General features: G+C 61.7%; 17 protein-coding genes. All 17 read left to right on the forward strand.

The window, feature by feature from the left end:
* Positions 1-57 precede the first annotated feature (57 nt).
* The 17 genes from AB1J88_RS07840 to AB1J88_RS07920 all read left to right on the forward strand — a co-directional run bounded on the left by AB1J88_RS07840 (position 58) and on the right by AB1J88_RS07920 (position 25,530).
* A complete protein-coding gene (locus tag AB1J88_RS07840; protein WP_198759359.1) occupies positions 58-2,049 on the forward strand; it encodes a methyl-accepting chemotaxis protein in 1,992 nt (663 codons plus the stop codon).
* A 287-nt stretch (positions 2,050-2,336) separates the two neighbouring features.
* Positions 2,337-2,783: a DUF411 domain-containing protein gene (locus tag AB1J88_RS07845; protein ID WP_430290691.1), complete on the forward strand. Its 447-nt coding sequence runs from the start codon at positions 2,337-2,339 to the stop codon at positions 2,781-2,783.
* Complete coding sequence (locus AB1J88_RS07850; RefSeq protein WP_041067067.1) at positions 2,783-3,217, forward strand: YqaA family protein; 435 nt, start codon at positions 2,783-2,785, stop codon at positions 3,215-3,217. Before AB1J88_RS07845 ends, AB1J88_RS07850 begins: the two co-directional genes overlap by 1 nt.
* Positions 3,218-3,303: 86 nt before the next feature.
* Positions 3,304-4,353: an alpha/beta fold hydrolase gene (locus AB1J88_RS07855; RefSeq protein WP_430290692.1), complete on the forward strand. Its 1,050-nt coding sequence runs from the start codon at positions 3,304-3,306 to the stop codon at positions 4,351-4,353.
* Between the two features lie 13 nt (positions 4,354-4,366).
* Positions 4,367-5,320 carry a D-2-hydroxyacid dehydrogenase family protein gene (locus AB1J88_RS07860; protein WP_430290693.1) on the forward strand — a complete coding sequence of 318 codons (954 nt, stop codon included), beginning with the start codon at positions 4,367-4,369 and terminating at the stop codon, positions 5,318-5,320.
* A gap of 574 nt (positions 5,321-5,894) precedes the next feature.
* Positions 5,895-7,481: a glycogen synthase GlgA gene (gene glgA / locus AB1J88_RS07865; protein WP_041067060.1), complete on the forward strand. Its 1,587-nt coding sequence runs from the start codon at positions 5,895-5,897 to the stop codon at positions 7,479-7,481.
* 18 nt (positions 7,482-7,499) lie between these two features.
* On the forward strand, positions 7,500-9,302 hold the full coding sequence (treZ, locus tag AB1J88_RS07870) for a malto-oligosyltrehalose trehalohydrolase (RefSeq protein WP_430290694.1): 1,803 nt from the start codon (positions 7,500-7,502) through the stop codon (positions 9,300-9,302).
* Positions 9,299-11,377, forward strand: a complete 2,079-nt coding sequence (gene malQ / locus AB1J88_RS07875) for a 4-alpha-glucanotransferase (RefSeq protein WP_430290695.1) — start codon at positions 9,299-9,301, stop codon at positions 11,375-11,377. The genes treZ and malQ overlap by 4 nt, the downstream gene beginning before the upstream one ends.
* Positions 11,374-14,142 (forward strand): malto-oligosyltrehalose synthase, encoded by a 2,769-nt coding sequence (locus AB1J88_RS07880; RefSeq protein ID WP_430290696.1) that lies wholly within the window; start codon positions 11,374-11,376, stop codon positions 14,140-14,142. Before malQ ends, AB1J88_RS07880 begins: the two co-directional genes overlap by 4 nt.
* Positions 14,143-14,169: 27 nt before the next feature.
* Positions 14,170-14,490 carry a DUF2934 domain-containing protein gene (locus AB1J88_RS07885; protein ID WP_041067049.1) on the forward strand — a complete coding sequence of 107 codons (321 nt, stop codon included), beginning with the start codon at positions 14,170-14,172 and terminating at the stop codon, positions 14,488-14,490.
* Positions 14,491-14,784: 294 nt separating this feature from the next.
* The gene (gene glgX / locus AB1J88_RS07890) at positions 14,785-16,944 is read left to right on the forward strand and encodes a glycogen debranching protein GlgX (RefSeq protein ID WP_041067046.1); all 2,160 of its coding nucleotides are present in this window, start codon (positions 14,785-14,787) and stop codon (positions 16,942-16,944) included.
* Position 16,945: 1 nt separating this feature from the next.
* Positions 16,946-17,944: an acyl-CoA dehydrogenase gene (locus AB1J88_RS07895; RefSeq protein ID WP_430290697.1), complete on the forward strand. Its 999-nt coding sequence runs from the start codon at positions 16,946-16,948 to the stop codon at positions 17,942-17,944.
* Positions 17,941-18,714 (forward strand): PIG-L deacetylase family protein, encoded by a 774-nt coding sequence (locus tag AB1J88_RS07900; RefSeq protein ID WP_430290698.1) that lies wholly within the window; start codon positions 17,941-17,943, stop codon positions 18,712-18,714. Before AB1J88_RS07895 ends, AB1J88_RS07900 begins: the two co-directional genes overlap by 4 nt.
* Entirely contained in the window at positions 18,711-19,310 is a 600-nt protein-coding gene (locus AB1J88_RS07905; protein WP_430290699.1) for an SAM-dependent methyltransferase, read from the forward strand. Before AB1J88_RS07900 ends, AB1J88_RS07905 begins: the two co-directional genes overlap by 4 nt.
* On the forward strand, positions 19,307-19,993 hold the full coding sequence (locus AB1J88_RS07910; RefSeq protein ID WP_041067035.1) for a glycosyltransferase: 687 nt from the start codon (positions 19,307-19,309) through the stop codon (positions 19,991-19,993). The genes AB1J88_RS07905 and AB1J88_RS07910 overlap by 4 nt, the downstream gene beginning before the upstream one ends.
* A gap of 157 nt (positions 19,994-20,150) precedes the next feature.
* Positions 20,151-20,909: a PIG-L deacetylase family protein gene (locus AB1J88_RS07915; RefSeq protein ID WP_430290700.1), complete on the forward strand. Its 759-nt coding sequence runs from the start codon at positions 20,151-20,153 to the stop codon at positions 20,907-20,909.
* 331 nt (positions 20,910-21,240) lie between these two features.
* A complete protein-coding gene (locus AB1J88_RS07920) occupies positions 21,241-25,530 on the forward strand; it encodes a hypothetical protein (RefSeq protein WP_430290701.1) in 4,290 nt (1,429 codons plus the stop codon).
* Positions 25,531-25,639: the final 109 nt, after the last annotated feature.

A 25,639-nucleotide genomic window follows, 5' to 3' on the forward strand; every position in this document is an offset into this window, starting at 1 on the left:
CCCCGCCGTTTTTCCCTCGACCCCACAATAAGAATCGCAGCTCAAGGACCGGTCTCCATGCCCGCATTCCGCACCATTCAGGCTCGCTACACGTTATTTCTGGTTCTGTTCATCCTGCTGCTGTCGGTGCTGACCGTGGTCGGTATCAGCCAATTGGTCGCACCCAAACTGCGGCATACCGAAGAACAGGTGGTGCTCAATCGGATTGCCGAAGTCGCCGAGCAGATTCAGGGCGAACTCAATAAGGTTCAGTCGCAGCAGCGCAGCATCACCCAGACCATTCCCCTGCTCGACAGCGCGGCCATCGACACGGTGTTGCCGGGGCTGGTGGATCAGTACGGCGAACTGAAAGTGTTTGGTGGCGGGATCTGGCCGTTGCCGGGTCAGCGTGAAGCCGGACGTAACAAGTTCAGCACGTTCTGGCACCGCGATGCTTCGGGCAAACTGACGGTGAACACCTTCTGGAACAGCGACGCGGCGCCGAACTACTACGATCAGAGCTGGTACAAGGGTGGCATGCAGACCCCGCGCGGCCAGTGCGCCTGGGCGGCCGCCTATAAAGACGACGCCAGCGCCGAGCCGCGCACCAACTGCGCCATGGCGATCCAGAAAAACGGTGCGGCCTGGGGCGTGTCGACCATCGACGTGACGCTGGGCTTCTTCAACGATCTGGTGGCGCGCAAGGAAAAAGACCTCAACGCTGAAATGCTGATCGTCGAGGCCGACGGCAAGATCATCAGCAACAGCTCGCGCATCAGCGGCCCGATCGTGCTGAAGAACATCAGCGAGCTGGCCGCCGGTTCGACCTTCGCCAGTCAGGTCAAGGCCGGCCTGCAAAACCGTGATCAGGCGCAACGCGTCGAGTTCGACAACAATGGCGAGGCCAGCACGTTCTTCATGCGCCCGATCGAAGGCACGCCGTGGTTCCTCGCCACCGCCCTGCCAACGAAAATGCTCACCGCCCAGCGTGACGACGTGCTCAGCAGCCTGAGCCTGCTGCAGATTCCGCTGGTGATTCTGCTGGTGCTGTTGCAGGTGTATGCGATCCGCCAACTGGTGTCGCGAATGAAGGCGCTCAAGGCCAATATCGATTCGTTGTCCAGCGGCGATGCCGACCTGACCCGGCGCATCACCATCCGCGCCGAAGATGAACTGGGCGCCATCGGCCACTCGGTCAACACCTTTATTGCCTACTTGCAGAACATGATCGGTGAAGTGACGCAGGCCACCGGCGCCATGGCCTCAAGCCTCGACGATCTGCAACGCACGTCGGCCAACACCAGCCAGATTCTGCTGCGCCATGCATCGGAAACCGATCAGACCGTTACCGCCATCACCGAGATGAGCTCGACGGCCGAAAGCGTCGCGCAGAACGCCGCAGAAACCGCAGCGTTCACCCAACGCGCCAACGAAAACGCCGACCGTTCGCGGGTGGTCGTCGGTGAAGCCACCAACAGCGTGGTGGCCTTGATCGATGAAGTGGCCAGCGCCACCAAAAAAGTCGAGAACATGCAGCAGGACGCGCAGCGCATCACCGAAATTCTCGGGGTGATCGGCGCCATCGCCGGCCAGACCAACTTGCTGGCGCTCAACGCCGCCATCGAAGCCGCCCGGGCCGGTGAACAGGGTCGCGGCTTTGCCGTGGTGGCCGACGAAGTCCGCGCCCTCGCCGCCCGCACTCAGGCCAGCACCTCGGAGATCAACGAAATGCTGACTCGCCTGACCCAAGGCGTGAGTTCCTCGGTCAGCGCCATGGAAAACACTCAGGCCAGTTGCCAGTCCGCCGCCGACGCCACGGCGCGGGTCAACTCGGGTCTGGATGAAATGGCCGGCTCGGTCAGTCACATCAACAGCCTCAGCACGCAGATCGCCACCGCTGCCGAACAGCAGAGCGCAGTCACCGAAGAGATCAACCGCAGCATGGTGCAGATCCGGCACATGGTCGAAGAACTGGTGCACAGCGGCCAGGCCAGCGAACGCAACACCCACCAGTTGCTGGAAGCCAACAACCGGGTGAGCGCGATCATGGGGCGGTTCAAGGTTCGTTGAGCCTGACAGATTTGTAATCTTTCACTCAGCAGGCTGTCAGGCTTGATCAATGATCATCCTGCCAGCCTGTCTTGTATCAACTTGAAACACTCCGTTGATGCCGGGCAGGATAATCCGGTCAAAATGGCCGCCTGAAAAATGACCTGTAGCGAGGGGATTTATCCCCGATGGGCGCGAAGCGCCCTTTTTTGGGCCCGCTGCGCAGTGCATCGGGGCGGTGCGATGTTTCGCTGAATTCCCTCGCTATAGTTTTACTTCATTGGTTTTTCTGCGAGTCGAGAACCCTCATGCGAAACCCTTTACGACTGACCGCCCTCAGCGCCCTGCTTATCTCCTCCCTGGCCCAGGCGGCCGACCTGATTCCGATCGAAGTGCATCGCGATGCCAATTGCGGCTGCTGCAAAAAATGGATCAGCCACCTCGAAGCCAACGGCTTCAAAGTCGAAGACCACGTCGAAAGCGACATGAGCCGCTTCAAGCAGCAACACGGCGTACCACCGCGCCTGGGCTCGTGCCATACCGCGCTGATCAATGGCAAGTTCGTCGAAGGCCACGTGCCGGCTGAACAAGTACTGGCCCTGAGCAAGCGTGACGATCTGTTGGGTATCGCCGCACCGGGCATGCCCATGGGTTCGCCGGGCATGGAAATGGACGGCATGAGCGATGCCTATCAAGTGATCGGCCTGAAGAAAGACGGCACGGATGTGGTGGTGGCGGACTACCCGGCGCATTGATGGCTGCCGGTTACCTCGGGCTGTTCGCGGCAGCGTTCGGCGCTGCGACGCTGCTGCCACTGCAATCGGAAGCGTTGCTGGTCGGCCTGATCGCCAGCGATCGTTACTGGCTCTGGGGTCTGTTAGGCGCGGCGACGCTGGGCAATGTCCTCGGTTCGCTGGTCAACTGGTGGCTGGGGCGTGGCCTCGAACGGTTTCAGGATCGACGCTGGTTTCCGGTCAGCGCGAAACACATGGCCACCGCGCGCAAACATTACGAGCGTTACGGTCACTGGTCACTGTTACTCAGTTGGCTGCCGGTGATCGGTGATCCGCTGACCCTGATCGCCGGCGTCATGCGCGAGCCACTCGGGCGCTTTCTATTGATCGTCACCCTGGCCAAGGGCGCGCGCTACGCGGTGGTGGCGATGCTGACCCTGGGCTGGCTCGGTTGAACATTCCGCTCGCGGCGTTGCCTGTGGTTAACGTCGCCCTAATCCGGGCGTTCCAGCATCGGCCGATTTTCATGGAGTTTGTCCTTATGTCCGTCACGCTCTCCCGCTGGCTGCCCTGCCTGTTCCTCAGCGCCGCGCTGCCGCTGTTTGCCCATGCCGCCGCAACTGAAGCAGCCCCCGCCGACGGCCCGACCTATGGTCCGGAGCTGCAGGGTTTTCAGTATCCCTACACACTCAAGCACTTTGCCTTTCAGTCCCAGGGTAAATCCCTGCAGATGGGTTACATGGACGTCGCCGCCCATGGCAAGGCCAACGGCCGCACCGTGGTGCTGATGCACGGCAAGAATTTCTGCGCCGCCACCTGGGACAGCTCGATCAAGGCCTTGAGCGAGGCCGGTTACCGCGTCGTCGCGCCGGATCAGATCGGCTTCTGCACCTCGAGCAAGCCCGACCACTATCAGTACAGTTTCCAGCAACTGGCGACCAATACCCAACAACTGCTCAAGGCCCTCGGCATCCAGAAAGCCACGCTGCTCGGCCACTCCACCGGCGGCATGCTCGCCACCCGCTACGCGCTATTGTTTCCGGAACAGGTCGAACAACTGGCGCTGGTCAACCCGATCGGTCTGGAGGACTGGAAAGCCCTCGGCGTGCCTTATCGCACCGTCGATCAGTGGTACCAGCGCGAACTCAAGGTCACCGCCCAAGGCATTCGCGACTACGAACGCAACACCTATTACGACGGCCGCTGGAAACCCGAATTCGACCGCTGGGTCGACATGCTCGCCGGCCTGAGCAATGGGCCAGGCAAGACCCAGGTGGCATGGAACTCGGCGCTGATCTACGACATGATCTTCACCCAGCCGGTGTACTACGAGTTCAAGGACCTGAAGATGCCGACCCTGCTGTTGATCGGCACGTCCGACACCACCGCCATTGGCAAGGATCTCGCGTCCCCCGAGGTCAAGGCGAAAATCGGCCACTATGAGGTGCTCGGCAAGCAGGTCGCCAAGCTGATTCCACAGTCGACGCTGGTGGAATTCCCCGGCATGGGCCACGCGCCGCAGATGGAAGAGCCGGCGAAATTTCACCAGGCCTTGCTCGGCTGGCTGAACAACCCCAATCCCGTTCGTTGATGAGGTAAGGCTGATGGCGGTGCAGATTGCAGTGATCGATGACTGGCAGGACGTGGCGCGTGACGTGGTCGACTGGTCGGTGCTCGACAGCATCGGCGAAGTGACGTTTGTGCACGACTACCCGGCGGACAACGCCACACTGGCCGAACGTCTTGGCCAGTACCAGGTGATCTGCGTAATGCGCGAGCGCACGCGTTTCGATCAGGACCTGCTGCAGCGCCTGCCCAACCTCAAGCTGCTGGTCACCGGCGGCATGCGCAACGCGGCGCTGGACATGCAGGCGGCTGCCAGGCTCGGGATCCAGGTCTGCGGCACCGACAGCTATAAGCACGCGGCGCCGGAACTGACCTGGGCACTGATCATGGCCGCCACGCGCAATCTGGTGAATGAAGCCAATGCCCTGCGCGCCGGCGGCTGGCAGCAAGGGCTGGGCGGTGATTTGCACGGTAAAACCCTGGGCATTCTTGGTCTGGGCAGCATCGGTCAAAAGGTCGCGCAATTCGGTCAGGTGTTTGGCATGCGCGTAATTGCCTGGAGTGAGAATCTCACCGCCGAACGCGCTGAAGCCGTCGGCGTGACCCGGGTCAGCAAACAGCAACTGTTCGAGCAGGCCGATGTGCTGTCGGTGCATCTGGTATTGAGCGAGCGCAGCCGTGGGCTGGTCGACGCACAGGCGCTGGACTGGATGAAACCCGGCGCGCTGCTGGTCAACACCGCCCGCGGGCCGATCGTCGATGAAGCGGCGCTGATCAAGGCATTGCAGAAACGCAAGATCGCCGCAGCGGCGCTGGATGTGTTCGATCAGGAACCATTGCCTGAACTGCATCCGTTTCGCACGCTGGACAATGTGCTGGCCACACCGCATGTGGGGTATGTCAGCCGACAGAACTACCAACAGTTCTTTTCGCAAATGATCGACGATATTCAGGGTTGGGCGGCCGGCAACCCAATCCGAATCCTCAATTGACCCCGTGTAGGAGCTGCCGAAGGCTGCGATCTTTTGATCTTGATCTTAAATACCAGATCAAAAGATCGCAGCCTTCGGCAGCTCCTACAGGTTTTGTCCTTAGTCAGCAAAGCAACAAACTGACCGCACCACAACAGTGCGCTTCGCCTTTCCGCTAGCACAAAATCGTGACCGGCCAGTCACCGTTTTAGCCCTCTCCATCAAAAAAACCTGCCCTTCGTCGGTGCGTTCCTGCTTGAACACCACGGTTTTCGCTGCCTGCAAACCGATTGTCGAACAATTTACCCGTTTGCTCTCGCCCGCTCTAGGATCTGGCCTAGACTGATTTTCGCGGGTTAAAACCGGCCAGTCACAAAGCCGAAAAATTGTCGAAACTTTTGCCGATGGCGGCGGGTCATCTGAAAGGCAGGGTCAACGCGACTGGTGCAATCCTTGCAACGGCCCTTTCACCCATTCTGCTTGCGCGTGTTGGGTAGCGTTTGCTCACCGATGCGTGGCGCGTTTGCGCCCGGCCACAGGATTTGGCCACAGCTTGTTCGATACAAGAATCAGATCAACGACACGGGAGATTCATATGATCAGTGCGGCATTGGATATTCAGGGAGAGCGTGCTCAGCAGGCGGTTGGTGAATCGAGCACCATGAGTCTTCCCGGCAGCCGGTCGATCAGCGTCCCGGGCACCAAAACGCTGACGCCAGTCGCCAGCCAGAATCCGAACAAGAAGAAAGTGCTGTTCGTCACCTCGGAAATTGCCGATCTGGTGAAGACCGGCGGTCTGGGTGACGTCTCCGCCGCCCTGCCCCGCGCCATGGCGCACTTGCACGATGTGCGGGTGTTGATCCCCGGCTACCCGCAGGTGATGCACAGCGAGAACCCGATCCATATCATCGGCGAACTCGGCGGCCATGCCGCGCTGCCCCCGTGCAAGATCGGGCGCATGGACATGCCGGACGGACTGGTGATCTACGTCCTGATCTGCCCTGAACTGTATGAACGTGAAGGCTCGCCCTACGGCGCCAACAACGGCCGCGACTGGCCCGACAACCATATTCGTTTCGCCCGCCTGGGCCTGGCCGCTGCCGATATCGCCGCCAACCTCGCACAGATTCACTGGTGCCCGGATCTGGTGCACGCCCACGACTGGCCGGCCGGTCTGGCTCCTGCCTATATGCACTGGCGCGGGCAGCGCACGCCGACCCTGTTCACCATTCACAACCTCGCCTATCAAGGCGTGACCAGCCTCGGCTCCTGCCCGGAACTCGGCATCCCGACCCATGCCCTGCAACAGGAAGGCATGGAGTTTTACGGCAAAATGTCGTTCCTCAAGGCTGGCATGGCCTATTCGAGCCACATCACCACCGTCAGCGCGACCTATGCGCAGGAAATCACCACTCCGGATTTCGGCTGCGGTCTCGACGGTTTCCTCGCCGCCAAGACCCAGCAAGGCTTGCTCAGCGGCATTCCCAACGGCATCGACGAAAGCTGGGATGCGGCGACTGATCCGCACCTGTTTGCGCCGTTCGCCATCGGCGACTGGGAAGGCAAAGCGATCAACGCCGCCCATGTGCGTGAACTGTTTGGCCTGAGCGACTCCAGCGGCCCGCTGTTTGCCGTGGTTTCGCGACTGGTCTATCAAAAAGGTCTGGACCTGACGCAAGCCGTCTCCGAATACATCGTGCAGAACGGCGGCCAGATCGCAATCATCGGCCGTGGCGAGCCGGAAGAAGAACAGGCCATGCGTGAACTGGCGCTGCGCTTCCCCGGGCAGATCGGCGTGCGCATCGGCTTCAATGAAACCGACGCCCGCCGCATGTTCGCCGGCAGCGATTTCCTGCTGATGCCGTCGCGTTACGAGCCTTGCGGCCTCAGTCAGATGTACGCCCAGCGTTTCGGCTCGTTGCCGGTGGCGCGCAATACCGGCGGGCTGGCCGACACCATCGAGAATGGCGTCACCGGTTTCCTTTTCGACGAATCCACCGCCGACAGCTACCGCGAAGCCCTGAGCCGTGCGTTCAAGGTCTTCGCCTTCCCCGAATTGCTCAACGCGATGCGCTGCCGGGCCATGGCCGCGCCGTTCAACTGGTGCAAAGCGGTCGAACCCTACGCCGAACTCTACGAACGACTGGTCGCCAAGGCGCTGGGTAAAGCCGGCCACAAATAACTCAGGGAGCTTTTCACGATGCCGTTACGGACCCAAGAAAACTGGCCCCACGGCGCGATCATGCAGGACGCCGAACACACTCAGTTTGCGCTGTGGGCACCGGATGCGTTTTACGTCAGTGTCGAACTTGAAGACGGCCAGTCCCTGCCGATGTTGCCGCAGGGCGATGGCTGGTTCGTGATCAAGGCCCGGTGCCCGGCGGGCACCCGCTACCGCTTCAACATCGACGGTGAACTGGAGGTGCCCGACCCGGCCTCCCGCGCTCAGGACGGTGACCTTGACCGTCACAGCGTGGTGGTCGATCCGCTGGCCTATGATTGGCGGCACACCACCTGGCACGGCCGGCCGTGGAGCGAAGCGGTGATCTATGAGCTGCACGTCGGCGCACTCGGCGGTTTTGCGGAAGTCGAGCAGCATCTGGCACGTCTGGTCGAGCTGGGGATTACCGCCATCGAACTGATGCCTGTCGCGCAATTTCCCGGTACCCGCAACTGGGGTTACGACGGCGTCCTGCCTTTCGCACCGCAAGCCTCCTATGGCACCCCGGAGCAACTCAAACACCTGATCGACAGTGCCCACGGCCATGGTCTGGCGGTGATTCTCGACGTGGTCTACAACCACTTCGGCCCTGACGGCAATTACCTGGGTCGCTACGCCAAAGGTTTTTTTCGCGAAGACAAGCACACACCCTGGGGGGCGGCGATCGACTTCCGCCGCCGTGAAGTGCGGGACTTTTTTATCGAAAATGCGCTGATGTGGGTGCTCGAATACCGTTTCGACGGTCTGCGCCTGGACGCAGTGCATGCGATCGAAAGCCCGGATTTCCTGCCGGAGCTGGCACAACGCATCCGTCAACAGATCGATCCGACGCGCCACGTCTGGCTGACCGTGGAAAACGAGCTCAACCAGTCAAGCCTGCTCGAAGAGGATTACGACGCCCAGTGGAACGACGACGGGCACAACGCCCTGCACGTGCTGCTGACCGGCGAAACCGATGCCTATTACGCTGACTATGCGCTGCAACCCACTGAGCAACTGGCCCGCTGCCTGAGCCAGGGCTTCGTGTTTCAAGGCCACATCACCCGCCACGGCGAACCTCGCGGTGAGCCCAGTGAACACCTGCCCTCCACCGCTTTCATCCTGTTTCTGCAAAACCACGACCAGATCGGCAACCGGGCCTTCGGCGAACGCCTGCATCAATTGGCCGACCTACGCGCGGTGCAGGCCGCCACCGTGCTGTTACTGCTGTCACCGATGATTCCGCTGATGTTCATGGGCGATGAGTTCGCCGCCGAGCAACCGTTCCTGTTCTTCACCAGCCACCACGGTGAACTGGCGGATCTGGTGCGCGAAGGTCGGCGCAATGAGTTCGCCGCGTTCAGCGCCTTCACCGATCCGCACCAGCGCGAAAAAATTCCCGATCCGAATGCTGAACAGACCTTCCACGCCTCACAGCCACGCTTGATCGGCAGTGGCAGCGCAAAACAGCAGGAAACCCTCGCGCTGTACCGACGCCTGCTGCAATTGCGCCATCAATACATCATTCCCAACCTGTCCGGCACTCAGGCGCTCGGGGCGCACATGCTCGGTCGTGGCGCGGTCAGTGCGCGCTGGCGCCTGGGCGATGGCAGTGAGCTGCGAATTGACCTGAACCTCAGCGACACGCCAGTGGTCAACCCAGCACAGAGCGACGCTGTGTGGCTGTTTCAGCAACCGCCCGCCGTTGCCCTGTCGGAACCGGGCCAACTGCCCGCGTATTGCGCGCTTGTCAGCCTCACGGCCGCAACCCCCTTGCAACCTCTGGATGGAGAGCGCCTATGAGCGATGCGCAACTGGAAATACTCGCAAGCCGCGCCGGCCTCGCCGTCGACTGGATCGACGCCAACGGCCGCCCGCAGAAGGTCGCCCCGGCGGTACTGCGCAATGTCCTTACCGGCCTGGGTCATCCGGCCAACACCGCGCAGGAAATCGATGCCAGCCTGCTGCAACTGCAACAAGTACAGCAAGATCGTCACTTGCCACCGCTGTTGACCGCCGATGTCGGGGTCGGCGTTGATCTGGCTCGCTATTTCGAGCCCGAGACGCCTTGCGAAATCCACCTCGAAGACGGCTCCCGCCTTAACCTCAAACTCGACGCCGAAGCGAAACTGCCCGGGTTGATCCCGGTCGGTTATCAGCAGGTGCATATCGCCGATCAGTATTTCACTCTGGCCGTGGCCCCCGAGCGCTGCTTCAGCGTGGGCGATGCGGTGGACAACCCGATCCCTCGCGTCTGGGGCTTGAGTGCGCAGCTGTACAGTCTGCGTCGCCCCGGCGACTGCGGTTTTGGTGACACGCAGGCACTGGAGGAACTGGCTCGTGTGGCCGGCGAACGCGGCGCCGATGCGCTGGCGATCAGTCCGTTGCACGCGATGTTCAGCGCCGACACCGGGCGCTACAGCCCTTATTCGCCCTCCAGCCGTCTGTTTCTCAACCCCCTGTATGCCGCACCGGGCGCCATTCTTGGCGAACGGGCCTTGCGCGATGCGATCGACGCCAGCGGGCTGGCGGAACAATTTCGTCAACTGGAAGATTCGAAACTGATCGACTGGCCGACCGCCGCCAACGCCAAACAGGCATTGCTGCAAGCCTTGTACGATGGTTTTGTCGCCGGCGAGCATCCGTTGCACCCGGACTTCGCCAGTTTCCGTCATGCCGGTGGCGAAGCGCTGGAAAACCACTGCCGCTTCGAAGCGATTCAGGAAATGCGCGCTGCCCGTGGCGAAAGCCTCGACTGGCGGGAATGGCCGGAACACTGGCACGACCCGCGCGGTGCCGCCCTTGAAGCCTTTGCCGAGGAATACGCCGAACGCATCGGTTACTTCGCCTTCTGCCAATGGCTGATCCACCGCTGCCTGGAGCGCGCGCAGACGGCTGCCCGTAGCGCCGGCATGGGCATCGGCCTGATCGCCGACCTCGCGGTCGGTGCCGACGGCGCCGGCAGTCAGGCCTGGAGCTTTCAGGACGAATTGCTCGCCTCGCTCACCGTGGGCGCGCCCCCGGACATTCTCAACCGCTCCGGTCAGGGCTGGGGGATTTCCGCATTCTCTCCAGAGGGCCTGATCCGTAATGGATTTCGCGCGTTCATCGACATGCTCCGGGCCAACTTCGCCCATGCCGGCGGACTGCGCATCGATCATGTGATGGGCCTGCAACGCCTGTGGGTGATCCCCAATGGCGCCGTTCCGGCCGATGGCGCTTATCTGTATTACCCGTTCGACGACCTGCTGCGCCTGCTGACCCTCGAATCCCACCGGCATCAGGCCATCGTCCTCGGCGAAGACTTGGGCACGGTGCCCGAGGGGCTGCGAGAAAAGCTCAGCGCCCGTTCGATTCTCGGCATGCGCGTGCTGTTGTTTGAACAGGACAATACCCGTTTCAAGCCGATCCTCGACTGGCCGGACAACGCGCTGGCGACTACCAGCACTCACGACCTGCCGACGCTCAACGGCTGGTGGCATGGCCGTGACATCGACTGGAATGCGCGCCTGGGCTTTGTCGATGCCAACGGTGAAATCGACTGGCGCCGTCATCGCCAGCGCGAACGCGAAGGCCTGCGCGGGGCGCTGAGTCAGGACCCGCAAAACTTTCGCGAAGAGTCCCACGAAGCCGATCAAGTGGTCGATGCCAGCGTACGTTTCCTCGGCCACACTCGCGCACCGCTGGTGTTGCTGCCGCTGGAAGATGCGCTGGGCATTGACGAGCAGGCCAACCTGCCGGGCACCATCGACAGCCACCCGAACTGGTCGCGACGCCTGCCCGGCAACAGCGAAGCCTTGCTCGATGGCGCCGATGCCGCGCGCCGCCTCGAACTGCTGGCCTGTGCCCGCCTGCAAGCTGCCGAGCGTGACCAATGAACCAGACCCTTATCCAGCCCCTGCGCGCCACCCTGCGCCTGCAATTTCACAAGGGTTTCACGTTGGAGCAAGCGGTGCCGCTGGTGCCGTACTTTGCCCGCCTTGGCATCAGCCACCTCTACGCCTCACCGCTGCTCGCGGCCCGCGCCGGCTCCATGCACGGCTACGACGTGGTCGACCCGACCCAGGTCAATCCGGAACTCGGCGGCGAGCCGGCGCTGCGGCGTCTGGTCAGCGCCCTGCGCGAACACAACATGGGGCTGATCCTCGACATCGTCTCCAACCACATGGCCGTCGGCGGCGGGGACAATCCGTGGTGGCTCGACCTGCTGGAATGGGGCCGACTGAGCCCTTACGGCGAGTTCTTCGACATCCAGTGGCACTCGCCGGATCCGTTGATGGAAGGCCAGTTGCTGCTGCCGTTTCTGGGCAGCGATTACGGCGTCGCGTTGCAGGAAGGCACACTGAAACTGCACTTCGACGCACAGCAAGGGCGCTTTTACGTCGAGCATTACGAACACCACTTCCCGATCTGCCCGAATGACTACGGTGAACTGCTCAAGCCCATTGAGACGCTCAAGTCACTGGCTGATCGTTTCAGTGCGTTGAGCTATCAGAACGACGCGCATGCGCTGGCGATGCCGCTCAAAGCTGAATTGAAGGAGCTGGCAAGCGATCCGCAGATCTTCGCCGCGATCGAGGAAAGTCTCGCGCATTACGATTCCACCACTGCCGAAGGTTTCGACAAGCTTCATCAATTGCTCGAACGCCAGAGCTACCGTCTGGCCAGTTGGCGCACCGCAGCGGATGACATCAACTGGCGGCGTTTTTTCGACATCAACGAACTCGGCGGCCTGCGTGTCGAGCGCCCGGCGGTGTTTGAAGCGACTCACGGCAAGATTTTCCAGTTGATCGCCGAAGGGCTGGTCGACGGTTTGCGCATCGACCACATCGACGGCCTCGCCGACCCGCGCGGTTATTGCCGCAAGCTGCGGCGGCGCCTCGACTTGCTCGCACCGGGACGGCACTTGCCGATCTACGTCGAGAAGATTCTCGGTGAAGGCGAAACCCTGCGCACCGACTGGGCAGTGGATGGCAGCACCGGTTACGAGTTCATGAATCAGCTCTCGTTGCTGCAACACGACCCCGATGGCGAACACGTCCTCGGCGACCTCTGGCAGCGGCGCACCGAACGTCCGGCGGCGTTCATCGAAGAAGCGCAACTGGCGCGCCAGCAGATTCTCAATAGCTCGCTGGCCAGCGACTTCGAAAGCGTCGCTCAGGCGCTGCTGCAGGTTGCCCGGAACGACCTGATGACCCGCGACCTGACCCTCGGCGCGATTCGCCGCGTGCTGCAAGCGCTGATCGTGCATTTTCCGGTGTATCGCACCTACATCAGCGCACTCGGTCGTTCGGCGCAGGATGAGCACTTCTTCCAGCAAGCCATGGACGGCGCCCGGCAGACCCTGAGCGAAGGCGACTGGCCGGTGCTCGACTGCGTGGCCGCATGGCTCGGTGGCACGCCGTGGCGGCACACACCGCGCGGACGCTCACGCAAGATTCTCAAGCACGCCTGCGTACGTTTCCAGCAACTGACCTCCCCTGCGGCGGCCAAAGCCGTGGAAGACACCGCGCTGTACCGCTCGGCGGTACTGCTGTCGCGCAACGACGTCGGCTACAACACCGAACAGTTCAGCGCACCGCTGAGTGACTTCCACGCGATCAATCAACAGCGCATGGAGGCGTTTCCCGACAACTTGCTGGCCACCGCCACCCATGACCACAAACGCGGTGAGGACACCCGTGCGCGGCTGGCGGTGCTCAGCGAGCGCAGCCACTGGTACGCCGAACAGGTCGAGTTGTGGCGCGCCCTCGCCCGTCCGCTGCGTGACGATGATCAACAGCCCTCGTCCGCTGATGAACTGATCCTCTATCAAGCCCTGCTCGGCAGTTGGCCGCTGCACTTGCGCGATGACGATCAGGCCGGTTTGGCCGATTACGCCGAGCGGATCTGGCAATGGCAGCAGAAAGCCCTGCGCGAAGCCAAGCTGCAAAGCAGTTGGAGTGCGCCGAATGAAGCCTATGAAAACGCTGCGCAGGCGTTCACTCAACGCCTGCTCACCGGTGAAGCAGGCGAGCTGCTGCGCGCCGCGCTGAGCAAGACCGTGAACAGCATCGCTGCGGCTGGCGCCCTCAACAGTCTGGCGCAAACCTTGCTGCGCATGACGGTGCCGGGGGTGCCGGATCTGTATCAGGGCAACGAGTTCTGGGATTTCAGCCTGGTCGATCCGGACAACCGCCGGCCGGTGGACTACGCCGCTCGCGAGCAGGCCCTGCATCAACGCATTGAAGTCGAGACTCTGCTGGCGAACTGGCGTGACGGGCGTATCAAGCAAGCGTTGATCGCCGAGGTGCTGAACCTGCGCGTCGAACACGCCGAGCTGTTCCGGCGCGGCGCGTACCAGGCCTTGGAGGTACTGGGCGAGCAGGCGCACAACGTGCTCGCGTTTGCCCGTGAGCACGAGGGGATGTACGCCATCGTGATCGTCCCGGTGCGCTGCGCGACGCTGCTGGAAAACGGTGCCGTCCCTCAAGTTGATGCGCTGCGCTGGGGCGATACACGGGTGGTTTTACCGTTCGCCGCCTCTGACACAAACCTGAAGGGACTTTTTCACAGCAGCGCAGTCACAAAAAACAGGGAGCTGAACGTCAGCGCCGCGCTGGGGGATATCCCGGTCAATCTGTTTATCCAACTCTTTACGTAACGACGAGTTCAGTTCAGGAGCATTGCGATGAGTACCGACGATAAACGCATCCGCGAGTTCGCCTATCAGATCTGGGAATCAGAGGGTAAACCTGAAGGTCATGAAGCACGCCACTGGGAGATGGCGCGCAAACTGGCTGAAGCCGAAGCTTTGGCACCGAAGAAAGCGCCGAAAGCGGCGGGCAGCAAAACCGCCGGCAAAGGCACCGACAGCAAGGCTGCGGCGACCAAGCCCAAGGCGCCCGCGGCCGCCAAGGCCAAACCGGCAGGCGCCGCCAAGGTCGTCCCGCCGGGTGAAAAAGCCGCCGAGAAAAAGCCCCGCGCCCCACGCAAGCCCCCGGCCAACTGACACACCCGGATTGTTGAACTGAATGACCGTGTGGCGGGTTTGCTCGCCACCGAGGGCCAACTCGTCCTCAAAAAACACACATTACTTCCCTGTCTGGAGAGCGTTCTGTGGTGAGGGGATTTATCCCCGATGGGTCGCGCAGCGGCCCCAAAGCAGCAACGGCGATGTATCCGACATTCCGCGTGCAATGGTTTTGCGACTGCTTCGCAGCCGATCGGGGATAAATCCCCTCGCCACACAGCCCGCCACAGGTAATCGGTGTGACCCGAACTCTATCGTTTTGCAGGAGCAATCATGACCAGTCCAAAAAAAGCCGAGCCCGCAGCGCACGCTGAACCGTCGAGAATCCGTGAAGGCCTGCCCTTCCCGCTCGGTGCGACCTGGGATGGTCTGGGGGTCAACTTTGCGCTGTTTTCCGCCAATGCCACCAAGGTTGAGCTGTGCATCTTCGACGACGCCGGCGAAGTCGAACTCGAACGAATCGAACTGCCGGAATACACCGACGAGATCTATCACGGTTATCTGCCCGACGCCCACCCGGGGCTGATCTACGGCTACCGCGTCTATGGCCCGTATGACCCGGCCAACGGCCACCGCTTCAACCACAACAAACTGCTGATCGACCCCTACGCCAAGCAACTGGTTGGCGAATTGAAATGGTCCGAGGCGCTGTTCGGCTACACCATCGGCCATCCCGACGCCGACCTCAGTTTCGATGAGCGCGACAGCGCGCCCTTCGTGCCCAAGTGCAAGGTCATCGACCCGGCGCACACCTGGGGCAATGACCATCGCGTCAGCGTGCCGTGGGACAAAACCATCATTTATGAAACCCACGTGCGCGGCATCAGCATGCGTCATCCGTCGGTGCCGGAGAACGTGCGCGGCACCTTCGCCGGGTTGATGGTCGATGATGTGCTCGAACACATCCGCAAACTCGGCGTGTCGTCGGTGGAACTGCTGCCGATTCACGCCTTCGTCAATGACCAGCACCTGCTGCACAAGGGCATGACCAACTACTGGGGTTACAACAGCATCGCCTTCTTCGCCCCCGACCCGCGCTATCTGGCCAGCGGCAAGATCGCCGAGTTCAAGGAGATGGTCGCGCACCTGCACGAAGCCAACCTGGAAGTGATCCTCGACGTGGTCTACAACCACACCGCCGAGGGCAACGAACAAGGCCCGACCCTGTCGATGCGCGGCATCGACAACGCCTCGTATTACCGGTTGATGCCGGACGACAAGCGCTACTACATCAACGATTCCGGCACCGGTAACACCCTCGACCTGAGCCACCCGTGCGTGCTGCAGATGGTCACCGACTCGCTGCGTTACTGGGCCAGCGAAATGCATGTCGACGGATTCCGCTTCGACCTGGCGACGATTCTCGGGCGTTATCACGACGGTTTCGACGAACGCCACAGCTTCCTCGTCGCCTGCCGCCAGGACCCGGTGCTGCGCCAGGTGAAAATGATCGCCGAGCCATGGGACTGCGGCCCCGGTGGCTATCAGGTTGGCAACTTCCCGCCGGGCTGGGTCGAGTGGAACGACAAGTTCCGCGACACCGTGCGCGCGTTCTGGAAAGGCGACGACGGTCAGGTTGCCGACTTCGCCAGCCGCATGACTGCGTCCGGCGAGATGTTCAACCAGCGTGGGCGACGGCCGTATTCGTCGGTGAATTTCATCACCGCCCACGACGGTTTCACCCTCAACGATCTGGTGTCTTACAACGACAAGCACAACGAGGCCAACGACGAGAACAACCAGGACGGCAGCAACAACAACCTGTCGTGGAACCACGGCGTCGAAGGCCCGACCGACGATCCCGAGATCAACGCGCTGCGCCACCGGCAGATGCGTAATTTCTTCGCCACGCTGCTGCTGTCGCAAGGCACGCCGATGATCGTCGCCGGCGACGAATTCGCCCGCACGCAGGACGGCAACAACAACGCCTATTGCCAGGACAGCGAGATCGGCTGGGTCAATTGGGACCTCAGCGAAGACGGCAAGGCGCTGCTCAAGTTCGTCAAACGCCTGATCAAGTTGCGCATGGCTTATCCGATTCTGCGCCGAGGGCGTTTCCTGGTCGGCGAGTACAACGAGGACATTGGCGTCAAGGACGTCACCTGGCTGGCGCCGGATGGCACCGAGATGACCACCGAACATTGGCATGACGCGCATAACCGTTGCCTGGGCATGCTCCTTGATGGCCGTGCGCAGGAGACCGGGATCCGCCGCAAGGGTGCCGACGCGACGCTGCTGCTGGTGGTCAACGCCCATCACGACATCGTCAATTTCAGCCTGCCGGAAGTGCCGGAAGGCAGTTTCTGGACCTGCATGATCGATACCAACCAACCGGCCATTCGCGGTCAGGAGCGCTTCGAGTTCGGCCATGAATACTCGGTCACCGGGCGTTCGCTGCTGCTGTTCGAACTGCAACGCGAAGAAGAAGACTGATATGGACCTGCAACACTATCTGGCGCGCCGCCCGCCGGACTACGCCGACACCGCCGCCCTCGGCCACTGCCTGCGAGCGTTGGTCGAAGCCGGGCTCGATCAACTGCCGTTACCGGGCAGTGGTCTTACGCTGGAGCGTTTTCAGCGTCTGGCCGAAGTCGGCGGACACGACTTGGGCTTGTGCAAACTCTATGAAGGCCACACCGACGCACTGTCGATCATCGAACAACTAGGGGGGACGCCCACGCCGGGCAGCACTTGGGGCATGTGGGCGGCGGAACCGCCGCAGGCGCGGGTGCACGTGCGACCGGCCGGGCACATGGTGCGCCTTGACGGGCGCAAGGCCTGGTGTTCCGGTGCGGCGGTGCTCAGCCACGCACTGCTCACGGCGTGGGACGCCGAAGATCGCCAGCAACTGGTGGCGGTGGGGCTCGATCAACCGGGGGTGACCATCACCGCTCAGGGCTGGCAGGCAGTTGGCATGGGGGCCACCGGCAGCGTCGAAGTGCTGTTCGACGGCGTCGAAGCCCAGGCTATCGGCAACCCCGGCGATTACCTGCAGCGCCCCGGTTTCTGGCAAGGCGGGATTGGCATTGCCGCATGCTGGTACGGCGCGGCAAGGCAGATCGCCGAGGCACTGCGGCAACACTGCGCGCAACGCCAGGAGCCACACGCCCTCGCCCACCTCGGTGCGGTCGATGCGGCGTTGTACGCAGCGGCGAATGTGCTGCGTTTCAGTGCTCTGCACATTGATGCGCACCCCGAAGCCGATGCCCGACTGTTGGCCCAGCGCGCCCGCGCTGTGGTCGAACAATCGGCTGAGCAAGTGATGCGCGATGTCGGCCGGGCGCTGGGCGCCGGGCCGTTCTGCAAGGATCGACACTTCGCCCGGTTGAACGCCGATCTGCCGGTGTTCCTGCGCCAGAGCCATGCCGAGCGTGATCTGGCGGCCCTTGGCCAAACGCTGGCTGAACACCCCGAGGAGGCCTGGACGCTATGAATGCCGTGAACAAACCCGATCCGATCATCGGCCACCAAGGGACTTCCCTGTTGCAATGGCAACATTCCCGGCACCTGGCGGCGCTGGACAGCGTCGATGTCCTCAGTCTGGTGCCGCCGGGCGCGCGGGCGGTGATTGTCGCCCCGCACCCGGACGATGAAGTGCTTGGCTGCGGCGGCATGCTGCAATGGCTGGCCGCTGCCGGGCGTCAGTTGCAACTGATCTCGGTCACCGATGGCAGCGCCAGTCATCCCGGCTCCGAGCGCTGGCCAGTCGAACGCCTGAGCGTGGTGCGGCCGCAGGAATCGGCGGAAGCCCTGCGCCGCCTCGGTGTGCCGCTGCACCGGATGAAATGGCTGCGCGGCGGTTTCAGCGACAGCCAGGTTGCCGCGGATGAGCCGTCGCTGGTCGCGTTCATCGAACGCCACCTGCGCCCCGGCGATGTGGTGTTCAGCACCTGGTGCGAGGATGGCCATTGCGATCACGAAGCCGCCGGTCGCGCCAGTATCGAAGCCGCACGCCGGGTCGGCGCCACCTGCCACGAACTGCCGGTATGGACCTGGCACTGGGCCTCCCCCGAAGACGCCGCGGTGCCGTGGCAGCGCGCGCGCAAAATCCTGTTGTCACCCGAGCAAGTGGCGCGCAAACGCCACGCGGTGCATGCCTTTGCCAGCCAACTGGAAGGCGACCCGCAAGCCGGGCTGCAACCGGTGCTGGCGCCGTACGTGCTGGATCGACTGCTGCAACCCTTCGAAGTGGTGTTCCTGTGAGTGTCGATGATCGTTACTTCGAAGGCCTGTTCCGCGCCAGCGACGACCCTTGGGCGTTTCGCGAGCGCTGGTACGAACAACGCAAACGCGCGATCACCCTCGCCGCCCTGCCCCGCGCGCACTATCGGGCGATCTTCGAACCCGGTTGCGCCAATGGCGAACTCAGCGCCGAACTGGCTGGCCGCTGTGACCGTCTGCTGTGTTGCGACACCGCCAGTGCGGCGGTCAACCTGGCGCGCAATCGATTGAGCCTGTTTGACCACGCCGAAGTCCGCCAGAGTCGCCTGCCCGGCGACTGGCCGGAAGAAAAATTCGACCTGATTGTATTGAGCGAAGTCGGCTACTACCTCGATGCCCAGGATCTGACAGAAGTGATCCGGCGCATCAGCGATTCCCTGACCGCAGACGGGCAATTGCTTGCGTGCCACTGGCGCCCGTCCATCGACGGCTGCCCGCTCAATGCCCGCCAGGTGCATGACTTGATTCACGAACAATTGCCGCTGCCACGTCTGGCGCTGCATCAGGAAGCCGACTTCATCCTTGAGGTCTGGAGCCGCGAGCCGCGCTCGGTGGCCGCACTGGAGGGCCTGCGATGATCGGCATTCTGATTCCCGCGCACAATGAAGAAGACTTGCTCGAGCAGTGCCTGACAGCCGCTCTGCGTGCCAGCAAACATGGACTGCTGGCCGGTGAACCGGTGGAGGTGCTGGTGGTGCTCGACAGTTGTACCGACCGGTCGGCACAGATTGTCAGCGGCTTTCCGGTGCTGAGCCTGCACATCGACGCTCGCAACGTCGGCCAGGCCCGTGCCGCCGGCGCGCAGGTTTTGCTGGAGCGTGGTGCACGCTGGATCTCCTGCTCCGACGCCGACAGCCGCGTGGCCGACGACTGGCTGGTGGCGCAGTTGGGCCTGGGCGCCGACGCGGTATGCGGCACGGTAACCGTCGAGCACTGGGATCAATCGTTCGACGAAGCCGCGCAAATCCGCTATCACAGCCACTATCAGGCGCGTGACGGGCATCGGCACATTCACGGTGCCAACCTCGGAATCAGCGCAGACGCCTATCGTTGGGCCGGGGGGTTCAAACCTTTGGCCTGCGATGAAGATGTCCAACTGGTGCGGCAACTGGAGCTGTCCGGTGCCGACATCGCCTGGAGCCATCGCCCGCAAGTGCACACCAGCGCCCGTCTGGACAGCCGAGCCCGGGGCGGATTCGGTGATTACTTGCGAAAAATGGTACAGATAGACATAAAAAAAGCGGATCAGATTGATCTGTGACGCGACGAACCGGTTTTCATGAGCAATACTCTGCTGCGCGGCAATCCAGGGTTCGGAGCGTCGCACAGCAATCCATCCGCCTTCACAGGTCGCGCGCGCCGGATTTTTCACGGTGCAGACACGACTGAGGGCCAGACACAACAAGGACGTCATACCCATGAAACCGTTATTCCTCAGCGAACACTCGCTGCCGGCGCAGATATGGAACAGCGCTGCGCAGCTGGACAACATTCCCGTCATCAACACCCACAGCCTCGTTCCCCCCGGTGCCCGCGCCGTCGTGGTCGCCCCGCATCCGGGTGATGAAGTGGTGACCTGTGGCGGTCTCCTGCAACTGCTTTCCAGCCTCGGTCATCCGCTGCAACTGCTGTCGATCACCGACGGCAGCGCCAGCCACCCGGGTTCACGACAATGGTCGGAAAAACGCCTGAGCGTATTCCGTCCCCAGGAAAGCGTCGAAGCCCTGCGCCGGCTCGGCCTGCCGATGCACAGTCTGAAATGGGTACGCGGCGGGTTTACCGACAATGCGCTGCTCGACTGCGAGGCTGACATCACCCACTTCATCGCGCGCTACCTGCGCTCCGGCGACGTGGTGTTCAGCACCTGGCGCAACGACAGCAACGACGACCATGAAGCGGTCGGCCGTGCCAGTGCCCAAGCGGCTGCGCAAGTCGGCGCGACCTTCCATGACGTGCCAGTCTGGGCCTGGCACTGGCCGGAGCGCGAGCAGAACCTGATTCCCTGGGAACGTGCGCGCAAACTGCGACTCGACACCTGGACCGTGGCGCGCAAAAGCCACGCCACCCATGCCTATGCCAGCCAGCTCAAGGGCGAACCGGCGATCGGCATTGCGCCGATGCTGCCGCGGGTGATCCTCGAGCGCATGCGCTTGCCGTACGAAATCGTCCTCATCTGAAACACTTTTCCCCTGTGGGAGCGGGCTCGCTCGCGAATAGGCAGTGTCAGGCGCTTAAATTGCTGACTGATACACCGCATTCGCGAGCAAGCCCGCTGCCACAAGGGATTTTCGTCAGCGCAGATCCAGTTTAAAAAAAGTCTCTTGCTAAAACGCCCTGTGACACGAGGTGAGATCGACACCCCAGTATCATTGGCCGAGAATCATCCCCGGCGAAACATCTACCACTCATCGAAAACCCCTCCCGACCTGTCAGATCTGACAGTAGGCAGCTCCACTCCGTCAGGCTTTAAATCACTCAGTCCCCCAGCCCTCGACCGGAGCACCTCCCATGGCCTCATCCCCTTCCCCCGACGAGCACACCAACCTCTTGCGCGAGCTGGGCATTCCCGGGCGCACCAAGGAACCGATCTCCACCAGTCCTGATGTGTGGGGCCTGAACATCGCGGCGGTACTGGACAATTTCCCGCGCCACGGTCTGCAGTGCAAGGCCGGCCCCTGGGGGACTATGGCGCAAGGCGACAGCCTGGTCATTTTCTGGGGTCCCAATAATCAGGTACTGCAAAAGACCGTGGAGAAAAATGAGGTCGGCACCCAACTGCAGTTATTCGTGGAGCCACGGCACATCCTGGCCGGCAACTTCGATGTCTCCTACAGCGTGACCCCCCTGGGCCAGACGGCCGAGCCCTCTGAAGTGATGAAGGTGTTCGTCAAGCTCACCCGCCCCGGTGGTCATGATGACAACGATGAACCCGGCCACTCCAAGCTGATCATGCACATTCCCCGCGAGATTCTCGAGGGTGGCATCGATAAGGACAACGTCGCCGCGGGCGTCGACATCAGGATTGAACCGTACCCGAACATTTTCTCCGGTGACGTGATCCGCCTGAGCTGGGGCGGGGTCTTCGTGTCAAGCCTGCCACTGACCCAGGACCAGGTCGAAGGCAAAACACCCATCGTCATCCATGTCGACGAAGCCACAATCCGTAAAGCGGGGGACTCTGACAACATCGGGCTGGCGGTGACTTTCGAACTCTACGACAAAGCCGACAACCGTTCCGAGGACTGGAGTGCCGCCCAGCGGGTGGTGGTCAGCATCGACACGGCGCGCCCACAGGCACCGCTGCTCAGGGAAGCGCGGAACAACGTGCTGGATCTCGACAAGCTGGGCAATGCCAAGGGCACCGGGCAGGTTGTTGCCGTGGACGGCAAGTTGTTCGCGAAGGGCGACACCGTCTTCCTCCAAATCAAAGGCACGCCAGTGGAAGGGACACCGATCGACCACGAGCTGCCGGGCGTGATCCTGGAGAGCGTACCGAGCATCCTTGAGATACCGATCGACAATGCCCTGCTGCGCCGCTTTGCCAAGGTCCAGATGGTGCTGTTGTACCGCATCGAGAAAGCCGATGGCACGGCCGATATTTTGTCCAAGGGGCAGTTCATCAGCGTCATCGGTCAACTCCAGCGTCTCAAGGCGCCAATTGCCGAAGACGCCAAGCAAGGGGCACTCGATCCGGACCTGTCGCGTACCCGCATCGAAATCCCGTGGGATGACTCCTTCGAGGCCAGTCAGGCGATCAAACTGTTCTGGCTCGGCACCCTGCCGGATTTCACGCCGTACCTGCCCGACCTGCCATTGCGACCGATCACCAATGGCGACGTCAACGATAAAGTATCTCTGTACATCACCGTTGACAGTGCCCATATCAAGGTACTGGAAGGTGGCAAGCTGGAGCTCTATTACCAATTGCTGAGCGACGACGGCGTACTGGCGAAGCTGGATCGCTATAGCGCGATCAATGCGGTCCGTGAGTCCGAACACGCGCCGCTGCTCGCGGTCGGCGAGCCACGCCTGGAATTGCCGATGCCGAAGGTAGAGGGTGTGGTCGACAACGTTCTCGACCCGGATCGCAACGGCACCACGCTGAGCGTTACCTGGCTCAGTACTCTGGTCGACGACAAGGTGACACGAGAGTGGGTGGGCTCGAAAACCGGCCTGGACAGCGACTGGATCACACTGAACTCGTTCACCGCCGGTAGAGAGGTGCCGTTCCCTATCAGCGCCGATTTGATCAAAGCCAACGAGGACGGCACGGTCCAGGCCAGATACTTCGTCGAACGTGCGGGGGAGCGCACCCGGTATTCGCAGCCACTGGACTTCAATGTGGGCGCTGCCCAAGCGCTCGACCCGCCAACCATCACCCAGGCCGTAGACTCCAAAGGGGCGCCAATTGCCAACGGCGGGACGACCGTCGATACCCAGGTCACGTTGTCAGGAGCCGGGGCCAAAGGTCAGAAAGTCCAGATCAAGGATGGCACCACCGTCAAAGATGAGGCGACGGTTAACCTGACGACCGGCCTGTGGGAACTGACCGTGACAGGTTTGAGCGTGGCCGCTCACAGCTTCACCGCTATCGCCCTGTATGGCGAAGGAACTGTATCCACGCCGTGGACGCTGACGGTGACGGCCAGTACCGCGCCGACCATCACCCAGGCCGTAGACTCCAAAGGAGCGCCAATTGACAACGGCGGGACGACCGTCGATACCACGGTCACGTTGTCAGGAGCCGGGGCCAAAGGTCAGAAAGTCCAGATCAAGGATGGCACCACCGTCAAAGGTGAGGCGACGGTTAACCTGACGACCGGCCTGTGGGAACTGACCGTGACAGGCTTGAGCGTGGCCGCTCACAGCTTCACCGCCACCGCCCTGTATGGCAGTGGGCAGGTCTCTGCGGCGTGGACGCTGACGGTGACGGCCAGTACCGCGCCGACCATCACCCAGGCCATAGACTCCAAAGGGGCGCCAATTGCCAACGGCGGGACGACCGTCGATACCCAAGTGAAGTTGTCAGGAGCCGGGGCCAAAGGGCAGAAAGTCCAGATCAAGGATGGCACCACCGTCAAAGGTGAGGCGACGGTTAACCTGACGACCGGCCTGTGGGAACTGACCGTGACAGGCTTGAGCGTGGCCGCTCACAGCTTCACCGCTATCGCCCTGTATGGCAGTGGTCAGGTCTCTGCGGCGTGGACGCTGACGGTGACGGCCAGTACCGCACCGACCATCACCCAGGCCATAGACTCAAAAGGTGCGCCAATTGCCAACGGCGGGACGACCGTCGATACCCAAGTGAAGTTGTCAGGAGCCGGGGCCAAAGGTCAGAAAGTCCAGATCAAGGATGGCACCACCGTCAAAGATGAGGCGACGGTTAACCTGACGACCGGCCTGTGGGAACTGACCGTGACGGGCTTGAGCGTGGCCGCTCACAGCCTCACCGCTATCGCGCTGTATGGCAGTGGGCAGGTCTCTGCGGCGTGGACGCTGACAGTGACGGCCAGTACCGCACCGACCATCACCCAGGCCGTAGACTCCAAAGGGGCAGCAATTGACAACGGCGGGACGACCGTCGATACCCAGGTCACGTTGTCAGGGGCTGGGGCCAAAGGTCAGAAAGTCCAGATCAAGGATGGCATCAGCGTCAAAGGTGAGGCGACGATTAACCTGACGACCGGCCTGTGGGAACTGACCGTGACGGGCTTGAGCGTGGCCGCTCACAGCTTCACCGCTATCGCTCTGTATGGCAGTGGTCAGGTGTCCGCAGCGTGGACGCTGACGGTGACGGCCAATACCGCACCGACCATCACCCAGGCCGTAGACTCCAAAGGGGCGCCAATTGATAACGGCGGGACGACCGTCGACACCCAGGTCACGTTGTCAGGGGCCGGGGCCAAAGGTCAGAAAGTCCAGATCAAGGATGGCACCACCGTCAAAGATGAGGCGACGGTTAACCTGACGACCGGCCTGTGGGAACTGACCGTGACAGGTTTGAGCGTGGCCGCTCACAGCTTCACCGCTATCGCCCTGTATGGCAGTGGTCAGGTGTCCGCGGCGTGGACGTTGACGGTGACGGCCAGTACCGCGCCGACCATCACTCGGGCGGAGAACTCTAGAGGGGAAGAAATTCTTCCGGGCGGCTCGACCTTTGAAACTTCTGTCACGCTTAAAGGAAGTGGGGCTAAAGGTCAGAAAGTCCAGATCAAAGATGGCACCACCGTCAAAGATGAGGCGACGGTTAACCTGACGACCGGCCTGTGGGAACTGACCGTGACGGGCTTGAGCGTGGCCACTCACAGCTTCACTGCCACTGCGCTGTATGGCAGTGGACAGGTGTCGGGATCGCGGGTCGTGGTCGTATCGCCATCAATCCCACTGAGGGAGGATTTTGAGAACAGGAGTGGTACTTATCCAAGAAGAATGGATCTTCCTACTATGACAATAGAGCGCAACCGGGGATCAGGACTATATATAGGAATTTGGACTAATAGCAGTTACGAACCACCTCTCGCTGGAAAATTTTTATTGATAAATGGTGGCGACTCCACGTCTACATTTACATTCAAGGATAATTACTCATCTATATCGTTCGATTACGCACACACACTCTACCCAGCGAAAGCTAAATTTTATGATTCCACGGATGGACTGCTAGGAGAAATAGCACTTCTAACAGAGAGCGAGTTCCAGGCGAAATCTGTTCATTTCCAAGGGAATGGCATAAGAAAAATGATTGTCACCACCACTAATTCGGCTGTTTTGTTTGATAACTTTATACTCACCCCCTAACCTTATAAAAAGTAACAGACATTGAAACTACAGGGGCGGCTAAAATACCCGCCCCTGTCCTTCTTTCGCACTCAGGGAATAAACTAAAGTTGCAAATACAATATAGCCT

The sequence above is a fragment of the Pseudomonas sp. S8 genome (assembly GCF_050473925.1).
Taxonomy (GTDB): Bacteria; Pseudomonadota; Gammaproteobacteria; order Pseudomonadales; family Pseudomonadaceae; genus Aquipseudomonas; species Aquipseudomonas parakoreensis.

Coding starts and splice junctions, on each gene's coding strand:
- AB1J88_RS07840 (WP_198759359.1), top strand. CDS start 58: ATGCCCGCATTCCGCACCATTCAGGCTCGCTACACGTTATTTCTGGTT.
- AB1J88_RS07845 (WP_430290691.1), top strand. CDS start 2,337: ATGCGAAACCCTTTACGACTGACCGCCCTCAGCGCCCTGCTTATCTCC.
- AB1J88_RS07850 (WP_041067067.1), top strand. CDS start 2,783: ATGGCTGCCGGTTACCTCGGGCTGTTCGCGGCAGCGTTCGGCGCTGCG.
- AB1J88_RS07855 (WP_430290692.1), top strand. CDS start 3,304: ATGTCCGTCACGCTCTCCCGCTGGCTGCCCTGCCTGTTCCTCAGCGCC.
- AB1J88_RS07860 (WP_430290693.1), top strand. CDS start 4,367: ATGGCGGTGCAGATTGCAGTGATCGATGACTGGCAGGACGTGGCGCGT.
- glgA (WP_041067060.1), top strand. CDS start 5,895: ATGATCAGTGCGGCATTGGATATTCAGGGAGAGCGTGCTCAGCAGGCG.
- treZ (WP_430290694.1), top strand. CDS start 7,500: ATGCCGTTACGGACCCAAGAAAACTGGCCCCACGGCGCGATCATGCAG.
- malQ (WP_430290695.1), top strand. CDS start 9,299: ATGAGCGATGCGCAACTGGAAATACTCGCAAGCCGCGCCGGCCTCGCC.
- AB1J88_RS07880 (WP_430290696.1), top strand. CDS start 11,374: ATGAACCAGACCCTTATCCAGCCCCTGCGCGCCACCCTGCGCCTGCAA.
- AB1J88_RS07885 (WP_041067049.1), top strand. CDS start 14,170: ATGAGTACCGACGATAAACGCATCCGCGAGTTCGCCTATCAGATCTGG.
- glgX (WP_041067046.1), top strand. CDS start 14,785: ATGACCAGTCCAAAAAAAGCCGAGCCCGCAGCGCACGCTGAACCGTCG.
- AB1J88_RS07895 (WP_430290697.1), top strand. CDS start 16,946: ATGGACCTGCAACACTATCTGGCGCGCCGCCCGCCGGACTACGCCGAC.
- AB1J88_RS07900 (WP_430290698.1), top strand. CDS start 17,941: ATGAATGCCGTGAACAAACCCGATCCGATCATCGGCCACCAAGGGACT.
- AB1J88_RS07910 (WP_041067035.1), top strand. CDS start 19,307: ATGATCGGCATTCTGATTCCCGCGCACAATGAAGAAGACTTGCTCGAG.
- AB1J88_RS07915 (WP_430290700.1), top strand. CDS start 20,151: ATGAAACCGTTATTCCTCAGCGAACACTCGCTGCCGGCGCAGATATGG.
- AB1J88_RS07920 (WP_430290701.1), top strand. CDS start 21,241: ATGGCCTCATCCCCTTCCCCCGACGAGCACACCAACCTCTTGCGCGAG.